15 protein-coding genes are annotated in these 17,382 nt (G+C 55.9%); 10 read left to right on the top strand and 5 right to left on the bottom strand.

Features of this window, described 5'->3' with window-relative positions:
* The first annotated feature begins 500 nt into the window (after positions 1–500).
* The 3 genes from Pla52o_RS12270 (at position 501) to Pla52o_RS12260 (ending at position 3,567) form a co-directional block, all read left to right on the top strand.
* A complete protein-coding gene (locus Pla52o_RS12270) occupies positions 501–833 on the top strand; it encodes a HesB/IscA family protein (RefSeq protein WP_146594908.1) in 333 nt (110 codons plus the stop codon).
* A 293-nt stretch (positions 834–1,126) separates the two neighbouring features.
* Positions 1,127–3,088 (top strand): biosynthetic arginine decarboxylase, encoded by a 1,962-nt coding sequence (gene speA / locus Pla52o_RS12265; protein WP_197169198.1) that lies wholly within the window; start codon positions 1,127–1,129, stop codon positions 3,086–3,088.
* Positions 3,089–3,162: 74 nt separating this feature from the next.
* A complete protein-coding gene (locus tag Pla52o_RS12260) occupies positions 3,163–3,567 on the top strand; it encodes a ribonuclease E inhibitor RraB (protein ID WP_146594906.1) in 405 nt (134 codons plus the stop codon).
* Between the two features lie 176 nt (positions 3,568–3,743).
* Here the strand turns inward: Pla52o_RS12260 and dnaB are convergent, their stop codons facing one another.
* From dnaB to Pla52o_RS12245, 3 genes are all read right to left on the bottom strand, one after another.
* A complete protein-coding gene (gene dnaB / locus Pla52o_RS12255; RefSeq protein WP_146594905.1) occupies positions 3,744–5,186 on the bottom strand; it encodes a replicative DNA helicase in 1,443 nt (480 codons plus the stop codon).
* Between the two features lie 129 nt (positions 5,187–5,315).
* Entirely contained in the window at positions 5,316–7,079 is a 1,764-nt protein-coding gene (locus tag Pla52o_RS12250) for a DnaA/Hda family protein (protein ID WP_197169197.1), read from the bottom strand.
* A gap of 623 nt (positions 7,080–7,702) precedes the next feature.
* Positions 7,703–8,821: a GNAT family N-acetyltransferase gene (locus tag Pla52o_RS12245; protein ID WP_146594903.1), complete on the bottom strand. Its 1,119-nt coding sequence runs from the start codon at positions 8,819–8,821 to the stop codon at positions 7,703–7,705.
* 143 nt (positions 8,822–8,964) lie between these two features.
* Between Pla52o_RS12245 and Pla52o_RS12240 the strand changes: the two genes are divergently transcribed.
* The gene (locus Pla52o_RS12240; protein ID WP_146594902.1) at positions 8,965–10,587 is read left to right on the top strand and encodes a PDZ domain-containing protein; all 1,623 of its coding nucleotides are present in this window, start codon (positions 8,965–8,967) and stop codon (positions 10,585–10,587) included.
* 142 nt (positions 10,588–10,729) lie between these two features.
* Positions 10,730–10,969, top strand: a complete 240-nt coding sequence (locus Pla52o_RS12235) for a hypothetical protein (protein WP_146594901.1) — start codon at positions 10,730–10,732, stop codon at positions 10,967–10,969.
* Between the two features lie 193 nt (positions 10,970–11,162).
* Here the strand turns inward: Pla52o_RS12235 and ndk are convergent, their stop codons facing one another.
* Together ndk and Pla52o_RS12225 are read right to left on the bottom strand one after the other, a co-directional pair.
* Positions 11,163–11,621 (bottom strand): nucleoside-diphosphate kinase, encoded by a 459-nt coding sequence (gene ndk / locus Pla52o_RS12230; protein ID WP_146594900.1) that lies wholly within the window; start codon positions 11,619–11,621, stop codon positions 11,163–11,165.
* 242 nt (positions 11,622–11,863) lie between these two features.
* Entirely contained in the window at positions 11,864–12,997 is a 1,134-nt protein-coding gene (locus Pla52o_RS12225) for a retropepsin-like aspartic protease family protein (protein WP_197169196.1), read from the bottom strand.
* 97 nt (positions 12,998–13,094) lie between these two features.
* On the opposite strand from Pla52o_RS12225, the gene Pla52o_RS12220 reads away from it, so the two are divergent.
* From Pla52o_RS12220 to Pla52o_RS12200, 5 genes are all read left to right on the top strand, one after another.
* Entirely contained in the window at positions 13,095–13,760 is a 666-nt protein-coding gene (locus Pla52o_RS12220) for a hypothetical protein (protein ID WP_146594898.1), read from the top strand.
* Positions 13,761–13,883: 123 nt separating this feature from the next.
* Positions 13,884–14,105 carry a DNA gyrase inhibitor YacG gene (locus Pla52o_RS12215; RefSeq protein WP_315852944.1) on the top strand — a complete coding sequence of 74 codons (222 nt, stop codon included), beginning with the start codon at positions 13,884–13,886 and terminating at the stop codon, positions 14,103–14,105.
* Positions 14,106–14,746: 641 nt separating this feature from the next.
* Positions 14,747–15,226, top strand: coding sequence for a transcription elongation factor GreA (greA, locus tag Pla52o_RS12210; protein WP_146594897.1), 480 nt, complete (start codon positions 14,747–14,749; stop codon positions 15,224–15,226).
* 52 nt (positions 15,227–15,278) lie between these two features.
* Positions 15,279–15,992, top strand: a complete 714-nt coding sequence (locus Pla52o_RS12205; RefSeq protein ID WP_146594896.1) for a hypothetical protein — start codon at positions 15,279–15,281, stop codon at positions 15,990–15,992.
* Between the two features lie 855 nt (positions 15,993–16,847).
* Positions 16,848–17,312: a hypothetical protein gene (locus Pla52o_RS12200; protein ID WP_146594895.1), complete on the top strand. Its 465-nt coding sequence runs from the start codon at positions 16,848–16,850 to the stop codon at positions 17,310–17,312.
* Positions 17,313–17,382: the final 70 nt, after the last annotated feature.

The following is a 17,382-nucleotide window of genomic DNA, read 5'->3' as shown; positions in this document are numbered from 1 at the left end:
CGTCCCTTCTTTTTTTATTGCAGACGCAGCCCCTCTACCCCATTTGGGCTGCATTTGGCCCCTTCGGTTGGTCTCGGTCATTTCGTGGCCGGGCCGGGCCGGGCCGGGTTGAGCAAGCAAGCGAAGCGGTGGTTCTCGAACCGTCGCTTAGCGGCCGTCTGATGGAAGCGGTGGCCCCCCTGGGCGTCTAACGCTCTTATATTTAAGCGTTGTCAAATGCAAGCTTAGAGGGGGAATCTGAGTCGCATCAGGGCACATCGCGTTCAGCGATTGGGGCGAGGGAGGAGGTCATGGCAAGCCAGAATGCCCGTCGAACAGCGAGTCAGGCACTGATTTGTCTGCCAATTCTGATCACATGCATCTTGTCGGATCCAGGGCATTGCGAATACCATAAGGGTGACGGGTTTCTGGGCGGCTTCGGCATTCCCATAGTAGACCTGAGAAGTTTACATTTCGAAACTCACCAGTCCGAAAGGACGTCCGAAGGAGTTTGACCAACGATGGCAGTAAAATTAACCGAACGAGCCGCTGAAGAAGTAAAGCGGTTTCGCCAAGAGAATAACTTTGATGAAGCGACTTCGTTGCGAATTGGCGTGGCGGGCGGCGGTTGCAGCGGGTTCAACTACACGCTTGGATTCGACGATAAGTACGATGAAAAAGCGGACAGCAAGTACGACTGCCACGGCGTCGAAGTGATTGTCGACAAGAAAAGTGCGTTGTACCTCGATGGAACGACCGTCGATTGGTATTCCAGTCTTGAAAAGCAAGGTTTCACCTTCGAGAACCCCAATGCGGTTAAGAGCTGCGGTTGCGGTAGCTCGTTCCAGGCTTGATTGGCGAGTTCGCCCCATTTTTTGATCCACAAAACGCCCTGTTGCCTGGCAACAAGGCGTTTTCTTTTTGATCAACAGGCCGGAACTGCGTGAATCACTGGGCGAAACCAAGGTTAGCGGCCTGGAAATCCAAATAAATGAGGTTGATCGCCCTCGGCGGTGCCGAATGCATCAACACTCTCTGTTCATTCGCCAGCACGTATGTTTAAATCCGGCACTGATTCGAAATCGGCGCGGGCTTCGTTTGATCCTGGCACGATTGTTGAACGACACCTCGATAGGTATCTGGCTGAATGAGCATGGCAGCATCCAAAAAATGGTCCGGAGTTGACTCAGCATCGCTGTACGAAGTTGACCGTTGGGGTGACGGGTATTTCCACGTCACAAAGGACAGTCGATTGATGGTTTCGCCAAGCCGAGACCCTGAGCAAGCGATCGACATGAAAAATCTTGTGGATGGTTTGACGCAGCGTGGACTCGATCTGCCGATCCTGATTCGCTTCAACGGCATTTTGCGAGACCGGTTGAAGCGGCTCAGCGAAAGTTTCGCCGATGCAATCGCGGAGCATGAGTATAACAACACGTATCGTTGTGTGTTTCCGGTCAAAGTGAACCAACAACGCGATGTCGTTGAACAATTTGCCAAACATGGCCGCGAGTTCGGCTTTGGAATCGAAGCGGGCAGCAAGCCTGAGATGTTGGCGGTCGTGGCGATGACTGATTCCGATACGCCAATCATTTGCAATGGTTTTAAGGATGATGATTTCATTCATCTAGCGATGCGGGCTCAGCAGATCGGTCGCACGGTGATTCCCGTGGTCGAGAAGGTCAGCGAGCTCGACCTGATCCTCAAGCACTCCGAGGCGCTCGGCGTACGGCCGACGATCGGAATGCGAGTCAAACTTGCCACCCGAGGTTCGGGGCGTTGGCAAGCCAGCGGTGGCTACCGCTCGAAGTTTGGTTTGACGGTCGCGGAGATGCTTCGCCAGCTTCAAAAGCTCGAAGATCGCGGCATGGCCGATTGTTTCAAGCTGCTGCATTTTCACGTTGGTAGCCAAATCACCCACATCCGGCAATTGAAGGCGGCGATTCTCGAAGCCGCGCGGATTTATGTTGACTTGCATCGCCGCGGTGCGGGCTTAGAAATGTTGGATGTCGGTGGCGGGTTGGGCGTCGATTATGACGGATCCAATAGCGATAACGAATCGAGTATGAACTACTCGATGCAAGAGTATGCAAAGGATGTGGTCTACTTGGTGCAGACGGTTTGCAACGAAGCCGAAGTGCCGCATCCTGAATTGATTAGTGAAAGTGGCCGGGCCGTCGCAGCGCATCACAGTGTTTTGGTGGTCAATACCCTTGGCGTCACCCAGCAGGGGAGCGTTCAAGATTTGCCCACGGACATTCCCGATGATTTTGAGCAACCCGTTCAAGATTTGTGGATGACGTACAACGCATTGACTTCGGTAAACATGCTTGAGTCATTTCATGATGCTCAAACCTCACTCGACTTGGCGATGAATTTGTTCAGCGGAGGCTATCTGCCTCTTGAGCAGCGGGTCGTTGCCGAGAATCTATACTTTGCGATTTGTCATCGGGTGCGTGAATTCGCGAGCGAGATGGATCATGTGCCGGACGATGTGAAGCACTTGAATCGATTGTTGTCCGATATCTATTTCGCCAACTTTTCGTTGTTTCAATCGGTTCCGGATTCTTGGGCGATTGATCAATTGTTTCCCGTGATGCCCATTCACCGCTTAGATGAACAACCCACTCGCCACTCGGTGATCGGGGACATCACCTGTGATAGCGACGGGAAAATCGACAAGTTTGTCAGTAGCGATGGTCCGCAGCGGACGATCTTGTTACACGAGTTAGAAAAGAACCAACCGTATCAAATCGGGATTTTTATGGTCGGGGCGTACCAAGAGATTCTTGGTGACCTGCACAATTTGTTTGGGGATACGCATGCCGTGCACGTCGATTTGAACGGAGATTCCGTGAAGATCGAGTCGGTTGTCAAAGGCGATACCGTCAGCGAGGTGCTTGGTTATGTGCAATACGACGACAAGGAATTGATTCGTCGTTTGTTGGACAGTATCGAGGCGTCGGTCAGCAGCGGTAAAATCGACAATGGGCAAGCGGGCGAGATGATCCGGTTCTACGAACGAGCGTTAGCGAGCTACACCTACCTTTCCGAGAATGGCCATTCCTTGGACCATCTCAAATCATCGACGGGCGCGACTCCTAGTTAACGGAGCTCGACCATCTTTACTCCGTCGCGATCGGCGGTTTACGCTTCAATCTCCTCTTTTTAAGAAACACTTGCATGATTACCTATCCCGAAGATGCGGATGGTGCGGTCCTCGCAAATCTTCAATCGCTTGGTGTCGACATGTCGGCCCCCTTGTTGATCGAATTTGCGGTCGACGCGCCCGATGAAGCGACCGCTCACGCCATTGAGAAGGTGTTGGTCGCGCAAAAGTATGACACCGAGGTGTACTATGATTCGGGCGAGCCAGACGACGATGATGACGAACTCGAAGATGGCGATGAGGAATTCGGTCCATCGTGGACGGTTTATGCCAACGTGACCATGGTTCCTCTCTATGACGAAATCATCCGTATTCAAGCAGAGCTTGATCAGCTCGCTAAGCCGCACGGGGGACGCGGCGACGGTTGGGGCGTGATGATGGACGACGACTCAGACGACTCGCTACCCGACGAAATGTAGTCTGGTTCGCAATCGACGTCGGCCTTGGAATCAAGGTCGACGGATGTCTCCGACGTCTGTGTTTGCAGACGTGTTTCACAATGCAGGGTCAGGCTTCCAGCGTGTCGAGGATGCTGATGACAGCTCGGAAGCCCACCCGACTTCGTTTGCCGACGTCGAGCGGCGCTTGTCTTGTCTTAAAAGCCACCCGGGCTACTGAACTCGGCGTAGTCGTCGAATTCACTGTGGCGGTCAGGGGCTCGGTCGCTAAATCGCGTGAAGTCACCTTCCCACGTGAGCGGCACGTTACCAATCGGCCCATTACGCTGTTTCGCCATGATGATTTCAGCTTGGCCAGCAAATTGAGCCTTGTCCTCGCCACGATGGTAGTACTCTTCGCGGTGCACAAACATGACAACGTCGGCATCCTGCTCGATTGCACCAGACTCTCGCAGGTGGCTAAGTTTGGGTTGGTGATCCTTGCTGTCTTCGGCTTGCCGGTTGAGCTGCGACAAGCAGAGCAGCGGGGTGCTCAATTCACGAGCCATGCCCTTCAACCGTCGCGCGATCTTAGAGACCTGTTCTTGCCGCGGGTCACGCGAGTTATCGGGTTCAATCAGCTGCAAGTAATCGATCACAATCAAGCCCAGTGACTCTTCACGTCGCTTGATGCGCCGCGCCGCCGCCGCGATTTCACTGACCGTTCGACTGGGGGAATCGTCCACGTAGAGTGGGGCTTCGCTGATCTCGTTGGCTTTGCGGATCAGCCGTTCTCGGTCGTCCGATGAAATGGTGCCATTGCGAAGGCGATGGCCATTGACGCGCGCGAGTGAGCACAGCATCCGGTCGGCAAGCTCGATCCCGGACATTTCCAAGGAGACGAAGAGCACAGGCAAGCGTTGATTGATGGCGACGAATTCACCAATATTCATGGCCAGTGCCGTTTTGCCCATGGAGGGGCGTGCCGCGAGGATGATCAGTTCGCCGTTGTGCAGGCCGCCGGTCATGCTGTCGAACTCGGTGAATCCCGTTTCACAGCCTCCATCGGTATGTTCGCCACTCATCCGCGCTTCCATGCGGTCCATCGCGGCGTGCAACACGTCGCTGATACTGTGGACCGAGTTTCCGGAGCGGCCGTCCATGATTGCGAAGATCTTTTGCTCTGCCTGAGCGCACATTTCGCGTGCTTCGCTCGTCTGTTCATACGAGTCGCGCAGGATTTCGGTGCTCGCTTCGATCAGCCGTCGGTAGACTGCTTTTTCCGAAACGATGCCAGCGTAATAGACCGCGTGAGCGGCATTGGGAACCGCGCCGGAAAGTTGGGCAAGGTAGCCTGCCCCGCCCACCTTTTCGTAGTCGTTGGCGGTACGCAATCGCGATACCAGTAGCGTGATGTCGATCTTTTGGCCTTGATCGTGCATGTCGCGAAGATGCTCGTAGATCTTGCGGTTCGCGTCATCGAAGAAGTCTTCGGCGCGCAGCGAGGCAATGTCGTCACAAACAATCGGGAGTAGCAAAATACTTCCGATGACGCCCATTTCCGCTTCGAGATCAAAGGGCGGTTGTCGCTGTAGGATCTCGCTAGCGCTCGCTTCTTTTTTCTTTTTGCGGCCTTTGAATTCGTAGTCGTCTGCGGTCAAGGATCCAGTCCGTGGCGTTCAGGAAATGATGGATGTTTGGCTGCGAATTGGATCCAAGCGGTCCAGGAAGGTGCAGCCTGAGGCAAATACGCGTCATCCCCTAGAGTACACGACTCTTGCGGTTTGCGACTATGCCGTTCTCAATTGGTTTTCGATGCGGTCAACCGCTTCGCGAGCGGAGACCGAGGTGGGACCGCGGCCGATCGCTTTTCCGCTTTCCAGCCACTTTTTGACGTTCTTTTCCGCAGCGATCGCCGTGCTGTGTGAACGGCCGCCGAAATGGTGGGCAATTTCAGCGTACGCCGACGACGTCAATTGACGTGACAAGTACATCGCCAGCATACGTGGTTCGCAAACCGCTCGAGCTTGAGACGAACCGCGAAGGTCTTCGATCGGCAATTGGAATGCCTGGCAAACCGTTCGCTCGATCGTGCTGAGCGTCACCGAAGCCTGGCCGACCCGGAGCAAGTCGCCACCGAATTGACGAATTTCGTCCATCGTGGCCATGCGGCCGAACATCTTCTGCAGCGTTGCGACCAAGTTAACGATCCCGCTGAGCACGCGTCCGTCACCGGCAAGGTGAGCATTGACTTCCGCGATCATCTCTTCGGGCCAAGGGATCGAACATCGCTGTTCTACCAATCGGCGAAGCACGGTTCCGCGGGTGGTGGCGTCGAGCGAATGCATTGGACAGACCAGACCGCTAGCCATTCGTCCGGACAACTCTCGCGACAATCCTTCGATCTCCGACGGTGCCTGGTTGGCGGTGAAGATGATCGGACGCCCCGCTTCGATCAAGGCCTCGACGGTGTATAGCATTTCACGAAGGGTCGCACTTTTCGCACTCAGGAATTGCACCCCATCGATCAGCAAGGCGTCGACTTCGCGATATCGTTTGCGAAATGCAGGGAGACCGGTGGTACCCACCGATTTGCAGAAATCGTTGGTGAATTTTTCACCCGACAATTGCACGACGCTTCGCATGCGATGTCGGCGACGGAATTGTTCGGCGATCGCATTGATCAAGTGAGTCTTGCCGATTCCCGAAGGACCGTACAGGAACAATGGTGTCGCGCTACCAGGGCTCTGGCACGCCATCATCACGGCGGTATGCGCGAGCTGGTTTGACGATCCTGCGACGAAGCTGCTGAGCGTCATCGAATCGCGAGGCAACGCTGGCTTGCCGCTTGGGGTCGAGGCCGGTTTACCCGCCTCGGAGGTGGCAATTGCGGGGCTGTCCGCGGTTTCGAAGTTGGGCAGCGCGGGTTGCAAGCCATTGTCGATAGGGCGTGATTTCTTAGGCTTCGGTGACCGCGCCGATCCATTGGCGAGCAGCGAAGAAAGGGATTGCGCGGGGCCTCGTTTACGCGAGGACTTGGCGTGTGCTTTCGGAACCCGTGAGGGGCGAGTCGTCTTGCTCGCGACCGCTGCGGATTTCGCCTGAGCTGCCAAGGTGTGTTCGCGGGCTGGCTGCGGGAGGACTTCGTCGGCGTCATCCGAATCAAGGGGTAATTCCACCTGAGTCGGCTCGGGACGACCGAGTTCAACGGCAACGGCCAACGTCGAACCACACGCCTGAGCGGCCGCAGCACGAATCTGTTGAAGAAAGTTTTGACGCAAACGATCGAGCGCGAATTGGCCACTGACCAAAACCACCAAACGCATGCCCGAGTCGAGCAGCGAACTGGGGTAGGTCAGCTCACCGGGCACGCCCTCGACTTCGCCGCTGGCTTCGTCATCGTCCGTCTTGGCGATGGGCGAAGGCTGGACCGCGAAGGCGACTCCGTGGGTGAACCACATCCGGAACCGATCTGCACCGATGCGCTCTTTCAAAGCTTCCTTGAATGTTTCGACAACAACCTTGTCGTCGATGCAGCCGTGCGGTGCAGACATACGGGTAGCGCAATCCTCCTTCATGGATATTTCGCGGTGCAGCTAACTCGCCTTCACAAAGGGGATCCACCTCAAGCGGATCGGCCATGCGAGGACGTGTAAATAGAATGTCGTTGAGGTCGAGTTGAGATTACAGCCTAAGCGTCGGCGATCTGAAATCGTGCCAACCTAGCTCCGCCGGGCGGCAACATTGCCATCCCAAACTCGAACGTTCACTAATTGCTTCTCGCGACCAACAAGACTCTATCGTAGAGCTCGCTTGGCACCTTTTGGGGACGCCCTGTTTCGATCGCGTGAGGCCAGATTCTATGGTTGCTAGCAACGAAGTCAAATGCCTCTGCCGGTTGTCGAAAAATAAATCTTTAGCGCACTGCCTTCTGGCCCTCACAATCCAAAAAAGACCACGATACGGCACCTCGATTTCACCGTCCCTGGGACCGACCTGAACGGTCATTCGACTCGGCACGTTTGTGGAAAATATGTCGGTAACAAAATCGCAACACGATCTTCATTTTTGTCGTGCTGTCGTAACTGTAGTTACGCCAATGGCTTAGAAGTCACGTTTGCCCGAGGTTGGCATTTTGAGGAGGGTGTTCCCTTGTTGGAACGATTTTGAAAAACATTTACAGCGACTTCACCCAGACCGATTCTTCGAGCATCGCTCGCAGCCCAAATTGCTCGTAGAGTTCGCTTGCGAAATAGTTCTGTTGGTCGACCGCCAAAATCAAGCGGTTGGCGTGAAGTCCCTCTGCAATCTTTGTCACCGCAGACATCAGATCTTGCCCCAGGTGCTCGCCACGCGCTGACGGCACTAAACCCATGTAGACGAGTTCCACGACCTCATGCGACTCAGCGGGGGCCGGTGGTGCTCCGCTAGCGGTGGGGGGACGGTGTCTCCCCAAAATTACCACTCCGATCCCCTCGTCGGCAGCTGTTGCCGTCGCGGCGGTCTCGGTTGTTCCCGCGATGTTCTTTTGTGGGGCGGTGGCAGGCAGATTCGGTAGCGGGGTTCGGGAAACCGTAAACCAGCACTCTGGAGCGAAGGAGGCGGTCGTTTGGTAACCCGCAATCGTTTGCTCCGTCGAGCGGTAGTTCAGCAATACGGGGCAATCGAGCGTTTCTGCATAGGTTTGCTCGACCAAATCCGAAAACGCCCGCAGCGACGTTTCACTGTGCCAATCGATTGGCGTTAGCGTTAATCGCTGTTCAGCAGTCACGGGGGGGGCTTCCGCGAGCGATTGAGTCATGTACTGCAGGTCTGCGACCCAGTCGAAGCCCAGGCCTTCAAACCAAGCTTCCCCAATCTCCGATAGGCTGCTCTGATCACTCGACCACTGTACAAAATGAACACCCCGTTTGGAAAGTGTCTCGTCGAGTTGCTTTTTTATTGCGCTGATTATCAGCGGTCGGCTGGCTTCCGAAACGTCGGTGACCCAGCCCGCGTGAAGCAGGGTCGCTGAGTCATGAGAAGACGCCGTGGAGGTCTGTTTTCCTGTGCCAGAAATGGCACCCTTTTTCGCCGGCGGATGCGTTGCAACCGCCGCAGCGAGCGGTTTTTCCGTTGCGTTTTGAGCGTCATAAGCGGCCACAACGAGCACACAGTCTTGGTTACCGTCATCGAGCAGGCCTCGGATTTGGTCAACGACGATCTGAGCACGCCCGATCGACAAATCCTTCAGTAGGTCGGGCAATATGGCGGGCAGATCTTGGAGCTCAGCGAGTTGGCAACGAATGGATTTCACTTTGGGTCTCTTTTTTGCAACGGTTCGGCTTTAGCGTCAGCACATCGTAGCGAAAGAGCGCAGACCCTATGAGTTTAAGCCTTCCCTACGTATGATGCTGGGTCGACTAACTCGTTTTGTGGAACAGCCACCAGAGGGGATCCATGGAGTTCAATCATCAACCCAAACCGCTTTTATTTATTGCGTTGGTGGTGGGGTTATCGACGTTGGGGACGAGTCACTCGGCGGATGCGCAGTTGTTTCCGCGTCTTCGCGCCCGCTTGAATGAACCTCTGTTCAGGCCGCCACCGAGCAATGTCCCGCAACCGCGGGTGCGTCCATCCCAGCAAGCTCAACCGCGAGCATCGTTGCCGTTGCGACCCATTCAGCCCGTTTCTCGAGGTGGGGCGTCTCCCCCTGGCACGGCTGATTCCTCCAGAGGCGATTCTGCGACCGCCGCTGGAAGCGGTTCGCTTGGCGTCGATGTCGAGCCCTACCGAAGTCCTGCGCAGCAGGGCGCTGTCCAGGGATTGATTGTCACTCGTATTTCCGCTTCTTCGTTGGCCGAGGAGGCGGGGCTACGCCCGGGGGACCTTATTGTTGCGATTAACGGCCAAAGTACGCCGACCATCGAATCGGTCATCGCGGTACTCCGTGACCGAAATGCGGGCGAAAGGGTCGTTGCGCGTGTCGTTCGAGGGCGCCGAATAGGCGATCTTACGATTCCATTGATTGCTAAACAGGTGGTTGCGGCCAAGCCAACGTCCCCATCCGCGTTGGCTCAGGCAGGGGTGGCTCAGGCAGCGGCGAGCGGCGAACCGGGGGGCTCCTTCGTCAAGCCGACTTTGCCCCCCGGCAATACGCTTCCAGCCCCTCCTGATGCGTCTGGAGCGTCGATCTCGCCTGAATCCATCCAGGCTCGCTTGGGGATACGCGTTGAGGACGCAAAAGTCGTTCGTGGCGCAGTCGTTACGGAAATTGAACCCGACTCAAGTGGCGCGAGATTGGGGGTTCAGGTTGCGGACCGAATCGTCTCGGTCGACGGCCAGTTCGTGTTTACGGCAGATGCGTTTGCCGAGCGTTTACAACAGTGGAGTGGTGAGCGACCGCTCAAGCTGCAACTCATTCGTGACGAGAGATTGTTGACCCTCTCGTTGGATTCGTTCGCATCAACGGCAAACGAGCCGGTTGCGAAATCAGGCGTCGATGAGGGGAAAGCAGCTCCCCATGGTGAAAAAGAGGCCTCGCTGCTTGAGGGCATGGGGGCCGTGCTGGGAGGCGTCTTTGCGGGCAAAGGTACCTCAGCCCAAGATGAATTGGGGGCCCGCCTCCCGCAGCGGCCGAGTGTCCCGTCGCTGCCGAGGGAGTTGCCCCCAGCGATGCCGGCTCCCGATGCCAAGGGGGGCACCGCAGCGGCGATCGATCCGTTGGCATTCGGCGATGACGGCTCGATCGAGCGAGCGAAGTTTGAAGACGAGGTGTTGCCAATGCGGATTACACCGACCGAACGCTCGTTGGAGGCGACCCCGGCGGCTCGTCACTTGAATGAGTCGAAAGGCCCGAGTCATTCAACAGGCCCGAGCGAGTCGAAAGGCCCGAGCGAGTCGATCAAGGAAGTGGATCCGCCTTCCATTGAGGCATTGGAATTGCCTGGCGCGGAGGACCAGGAGGGGAGTTCGCCCACCGCGGCGACAAAAACCAAGCGGGTGAAGGATCTAGAAGCCGAAATCGAGCGATTGGAGAGCGAGCTAAAAGCAATGAAAACCAAGCAAGAAAAGAAAAAGTAGCGGTTTATTGCCATCGCTAGTAAAGATGTAGCGGTTGTTTGGTCGATATCGGTTGTGACGAGACTTTATGCAAGTTGATTTGCAAGGTCGATTCGTCGCCAAATGCACCTGACACATCGCCGGAAATCACGAAGGCACATCAATGAGCCGCACGTCGAAGCAACAACGCCTGACTCGTTTGGCTGTAGCCACCGTTTTATCGGGGGCCTGTGTCATCTCGGCTACGGGATGCCAAGTCGCCTTGAACGGGCAAACGCTGCCAAGTCCTTATTACTTGCAGGACGACGTCCAATACTTCCCTGCTGGGCCTGAGTTCAAGCTGCCTCGCGAAGCAGCGGCATTAAAGGCCGCTCGCGCCGAAGAGAAGCTCAATCGGCGATAATTGCTGAATTGGCAGCGAAAATGAAACCCGCGGTCGTTCGAGCTCTGTTTGAAGCTCGTGTTTAACGTGCCCCGATTTTGGGGTGGACCGCGCCGTTCAAAGGCAAGCGACATTGGCTGCCTTTGAATCGGTTTGTTCATTTCGTGAGGCTGCGGTTTCTTACTCGTCCGCAGCTCATACTCGACTGCCGTTCTTACTCGTCTGCAGCGCGCATGAACGACATCATGACCGAGTCGAAGTCGCAAAGCTCTTCATCACGGAAGTACAGTTTCAGCTCGCGCTGGGCCGCTTCCTCCGAATCGCTGGCGTGAACGAGGTTCATTTGACGGCTGCTGCTGAGGTCTCCGCGAATGGTTCCCGCAGCCGCTTTCAATCCGTTTGTGGCACCGAGCATGTCGCGGACCACGCGAATCACGTCGAGTCCGTCGATGGCAAGTGCCACAACGGGAGCCGAGGTGATGAATTCTTCAAGTCCACCGTAAAACGGTTTTTCGACATGTTCAGCGTAGTGTTCTCGTGACAATTCAGGAGTCACGCGAAGCATTTTAATGCCCACAACGTCGAGCCCCTTGGCTTCGAATCGAGCGATCACTTCGCCCATCAAACGTCGTTGAACACAATCAGGTTTTAAGAGTACCAATGTACGTTGCATCGAGCAGCAGACTCCGCGCCGGCCAGGTTTGCGCGCCGGCAAAATCGAGGAACAAAATAGAATTTCTCGAATTATCGACGCCATCCTCCAGGGCGCGAAGCGGGGGCGGCCCCGGATTGTCTCGCCGTCGCATCCCGATCACCCAATCACGCCCACTCCGTGTGGCGGGGTTTACGATTAATTTCGCCGCGGACGCCTTGCGAGGTCGCTTTCCAAAACCCTCAAAAACGCACGCCCACGCTCTATTCCGCGGCGATTCGCAACAGGGTGATGCGTTTCTCGCTCGCATCGATTTCGAATTTGAAACGCCCCAGGAAACTCAGTCCCAACAGCGGTTGAGCGTCGCTGGCGACTGAATCGAGCACCGCGGCCTCGACGTTCTCTGCTTCGAACTCGCCAATCCGAACGCGTGGTAGCACCACCGCGCGGGCAGAAATGGTGCGGCCGTCGGCCAGCACCAACGTGAGTTGGCGTGCGTCCAGCGGAACGTCCACGCCAAGTTCGATCGCCGTTTTTGCCGGCAACGTGACAAGCGTTGCACCGCTGTCGACGATCATCGTGGTCGGTTTGCTCCCGACCACGACGGTGATGCCAAGCGAACCGCCGGCGCTCGCTTGGAGCGAAATGGTTTCGCGAAAAATTTGCTGCTCAATCCGTTCGAGCCGCTTGTCGAGCGGTTTCAGGATTGCCGCAGCCGATAACCCTAGGGGCGTTTCGAAGTTGGTGGCCATCACACGCAGGGCAATTTGCGTTTCTTTTTTCTGCAACGATTTGGAGAGCGTTTCCTCCAGGATTTCGTAGTCGGCTCGAATCGCCAGTACGGTTTCGGCGTAATCGGTTTCCGCGGCGGTCAATTTGGTTCGTTCGGCCGACAATTGTTCCTTCAGCGTTTCACGGTTCGCCATCGACGAGCGAATTTGGGCGCGCGTCGCTTCGATCAGCCCCACCAAACGATTGTTGGCTTGCACGCTCACTCCCGCGACGCGTGCTAATTGAAGGTTCAACTCGCCGGCCTGGGTATGGAGGGCTTGTAATTGGGCACGATTGGCATCGACCTGTGCTGCGACCGCTTTCCAGGATTGTTGGATCAGTTTCAGTTCACGCTGTTGGCGAGCCAGACTCGTTAACGCTCGGGAAATCTCGCTCGTATGGGTGGATTGGATCGACTTTGCGCTCAGACGAAGCCCTTCGTTTTCCAAGATTTTCTCGGCCTTTTCGACCACATCGGGGCTGAATTTTGCGTTGTTTGAGTCTTCTGCAAACAGCAAACTTGGTACAACGAGTGAGACCAGAAAGGCGGTGACGGTCGATCTCAGCGACCCGTGTCGACTCAAATGAGGCCGTAAAACGAGCTCTACGTAACAAGGGACTGCCATGGGAATCCTGTTTAGGTTCTGCGATATTGGCTGGGGGGGCCGGCAACCAAAGCCCATTGTAGTCGCCACACCTCCTTGGCGAGACCGCCGCAGAGTGATGACGCTTTTCTTTCAGGGCTTGGCCGCGCTCAGCCTGTTTCTGCCGAGTGTGGGATGGTGTGAAACGCCATCGCTCACGTCGCTCAGCCGCCGGGCAACGGAACTACTGACAGCTCACGCGACGGCGAGGGAACCCGAGGCGAGCGAGTCGGCGTTAACGGCGCTGTGCGACTTCTATGTGTTGATGCACCGCGACCCTCGCTATGCCACGAGTGGAATGCTGCGTGGGGATGCCGCCAAGGTTCGTCACCGATTGATCAAAACGGCCCATCGGCTCAAACATCGCTTGCTTCGGGCTGACGTGCCGCGGCCAGACTCTTTGTCGTCCAAGGTCGACGACATGCTGCAAAGTACCGCTCGCGACTTTGAAACCGGAACACTCAAGCGACTAAGCGATCTGGATCGCTTGCATACCGATACTGCAACCGAAGGCGGCAGTCTCCCGAGCGACACGATACAGGGGGGCGAAGGGGGCGGCGCGGCGATCGATAACGGATGGCAATTGGTCGAATTGATCGAACGAATTGTCTCACCCGATTTTTGGGATAGCCGCGGCGGGGTCGGCACGATTCAATATTACGCCATGCGGCGTGTCTTGGTGGTGCGAGCGACATCCGATGTTCACGAACAAATTCGCGACCTACTGATCTCGCTGGGGTGGTAACCTCCGTCGGTCGTGGCGTGTGGAAAAATAAGTGTCGGAGGTTTAAGTTAGCCAAGGTGACGGCGGACTGCGCTGCGGTGCCCGAACGGAAGTCGCCAATCCCGACGAATTCTCAATGCAAAAATGATGAATAAAAAATCGAATCCCATCGACCATCCCGTCAAGAAAATGACTTGTCCGACCTGCAGTCGGCGGTTCCTGATTGACGAAACTCCCACGCCACCCTTTTGTTGCAAACGATGTCAAATGATCGATTTGGGACGGTGGCTCGATGAAGACATTGGTCTTCCTTTTGAAGGAAAGCCGGAAGAGACGCCGGTTGAGTTTCGCGACCATCCGCAGTGATTGTCGCGGTGACCGCCGCCTGGGTTTTGGACGCTAGCAGCGTCCCCCTGCGGTGAATGAACCCGACACGCTCTTCCACCGCCCCGTTTGCCGTCACCCGCACGGTTGTCGCAGGAATCGTTGTCTCCGGTGTCGTCATCTCCGGAATCGTTGTCTCCGGAATCGTTGTCTCCGGTGTCGTTGTCTCCGGTGTCGTTGTCTCCGGTGTCGTCATCTCCGGAATCATCGTCTCCGGTGTCGCCACCTGCGCATCCGCTTCGGTCGAGGGTGCGAGGCTTGTTTTACTGGCTCCCGTGTTTTGCCCTGCTTCCGCTGTACCCAAACACATTCCCGCCCCTGCTGGGGTCCCGAGAGTAGCGAGTTTTAGCAGGTCCCTTGGACTCGGGAGTCAATTTTTGATTCGGGATGAATTTCTCATCCCCGCCCCTCGCATCGTCACTTGCATCTTTACAAGAACAGCAACAGAGGCGAAACTGTTGTATTGCTAACGACTCGAACCTTTCCCTGCCGGTGCGGCTTGGGGAAGGTTTTATTTTGGCTGTTGTGGATTCGATCGGTTGATAGCGTTTCGCTCACTTCGAATCCTTCCAATCTGTTTTTGAATTTAATCCTTCAAACCCATCTCACAAGGAATTCCCACCATGCATGACACAGTGCCGATGACACGGGAGGGATACAACAAGATCAAAGCGGAAATCCATCGACTCGAGTACGTCGAGATGCCCTTGATCACGGAAAAGATCGCCGAGGCGCGCGAAGAAGGTGACTTGAAAGAGAACGCCGAGTATCACGCCCAACGTGAAAATCAAGGGATGGTGATGGCGAAGGTCAACGAGTTGAAAGACAAAATTGCGCGTGCTTCGATCGTGGATGTCTCCCAGCTTCCTAAAGACGAAGTTGTGTTCGGTTGCACCGTTACGGTGGAAGATTTGGCCTATGGTGACGAAGAGCAATTCACCCTCGTCGGAGCTGGAGACGAAGACTACGACAAGGGGAAGATTCTTGTCACTAGCCCCTTTGGGCAGGGCTTGATTGGTAAAAAGGTTGGGGAGACTGCGGAGATCGAAGCGCCCGCTGGAAAGCTAAAGTTCAAGATCCTAAAGATCGAACTGGATCTTTAATTCACGATTCGCTGCTCGTTTCGGCGAGAGCACACCTCTAGGCAAAGCCCTCATGCCCGATTCCGATCCGTCCGAACCAAATCCAGCAGCCCCTGAGCTCACCGCTTCCCAACCGGCGGATGCTCAGGGCCCCGGTTGGATGCCGGCAATTTTGGCGGCAACGTTGCTGATGGGCATGGCGGGCTTCATCTTCTGTGGCGTCTCGACGTGGTTCTTGTTTCAAAAGCGAGGCGAATTGGCGGTGCGTACGATCCGGGGCAGCTATATTCCCGCGATCGAACAGAGTCGACTTTCACCGACAGAAAAAAAATTGTTGGTGAAGCAACTTGAGTCGTTTTCAGTGGGCGTTGAACGTGGCGATTACGAGAATTGGCAGGCCTCCGGTGTAATGCAACGTTTACAGCGTTTGCCTGTTCTGCAGTGGGGCGAATTGGCCGCGGTCGAATCCTTTCTAGAGCAGCATGGCGGTGAATCAAAAGAGGAGTCGTTGAAGCAGCTCTCGCGTCTCCGCCGCGCCGCAGAATTGGACAAGGCAACCTCGTTCGACTTCGAGGATGTGCTAAGCCCCGTACACGAATCAGCGGATAATTCTCAGGGACGGCAACTGGTCCAACCATTAACCGAAGCGGCGGTCCAAGCCGTCGCCGATCGGGCCAAATTGGTTGCCGATCGCAGCGAAGTTCCCGATCAAGTGTTCACCGATATCCCGCTTGACGCCATCGTCAAGCATCAGATCGAAGCCGGGGTCGCCGAAGGCGGCTTCTGAGAAACGGTGCGGAAATGACCTCCCTCACTTGCCCTCACTTGCTTGCTCGCCCTGTTACGAAATGAGCGGCGACTTCGAGGGGGGGGAACGGTAACATCGTTTGCTTCTTTGGCGTTCCGCCCGGGGGCTGTGAGGCATTCAATGCGTGCGATGACACGTATCGGCACCGCCATTTCGTAATGCGAGCCTAGCGTCTGCGTTGCCCGAGCGTAGCGATTCGGAGGCATCACGCGGATCCGACGACAATGGCCCGAAGGTAGTTCGTTGATATTCCGGCCACATGACAAAACGCCGGTCGATGGGGGACGTAGCGAACGAGCGTGGCCTCTCATCGAAGTACTGCATCTGCACTTTGCGGTCGGGGGGACACGCATATATCGTGGATGTTGGTGACGCAGATTTGTCGTGCAGTCCAAGGTTTTCGCATTCCGCGTTTGCCGGCACGAGTCAAGCAACGCTTTCGATTAGCTCTGGTTGACGGCTCCGGTGCTCTGTTGTGTTCCGGGGGGGTGGGGGGTGGTGTCAATGAGAGGGTTGGAATCTCCAGGGTTAAAGCTAGAGTAAGATCCAAAGTCGACCTGCGGCTAGAATTTGACGCCTGCAACGGTCGGAGTAACACCATCGTGAATGGCTGGTTGCCGGATCGTTAATCGTTGCCGATTCGCCGATAAACGATAGCTCCCACGCTACGCTCCGTTGTCTGGGGGCGTCCCTTTGGGGGTTACGTTCAACTTCAATCGAACCACTAGTCGTTGTCGATTATTCGCGAATCAATGGTTCGCTAACTGAAATACTGCCGGAGGCACTTTGGAGCTTCCGTTTTTCTTTTTTACTTTCAAGTTTCACGAGTATTCAATGGCTCTTGTAAAAGACTGGTCATCTTCCACGAAGTTGATCGGGGGACACCTCTATACTGCTGTGGCCGTTTTGCTGCTTGGATCCATTAGCGGTTGCACTCCTGATACGGGGGGGCGAGTTCACCTTGCTGGAACTGTGACCTTGGGCGGGACAATGCTCGATCAAGGGACGATTGAGTTTCATCCGCTTTCGGAAGGCTCGATTACCGGTGGAGCGATTCGTGACGGCCGTTTTGAGATACCGGCCGCGACCGGAGCCTTGCCTGGGAAATACGAAGTCCGAATTTACTCAACGGCGGTTGATGAAAACGTCGACGCTAATGTCCTGGCGCCCCCTGGCGAGGAATCCGAGTTGCCACCTCCGTCGGAGCGGATCAACAAGCGTTACAACGTCGAATCCGAGCTGACCGCGGACGTTCCTGAAGGGGGCGCGAGCGATCTTTCCTTTGAATTGGATGCCTAGCTTCAGGCCGCGTCGCGAGCGGGGGAAACCCCGCGGCTAAGTCGCAGCTAGTTTTTTAATGGGACTTCTG

The organism is Novipirellula galeiformis, from assembly GCF_007860095.1.
Taxonomy (GTDB): domain Bacteria; phylum Planctomycetota; class Planctomycetia; order Pirellulales; family Pirellulaceae; genus Novipirellula; species Novipirellula galeiformis.
This window is presented reverse-complemented; position numbering and strand designations above follow the sequence as displayed.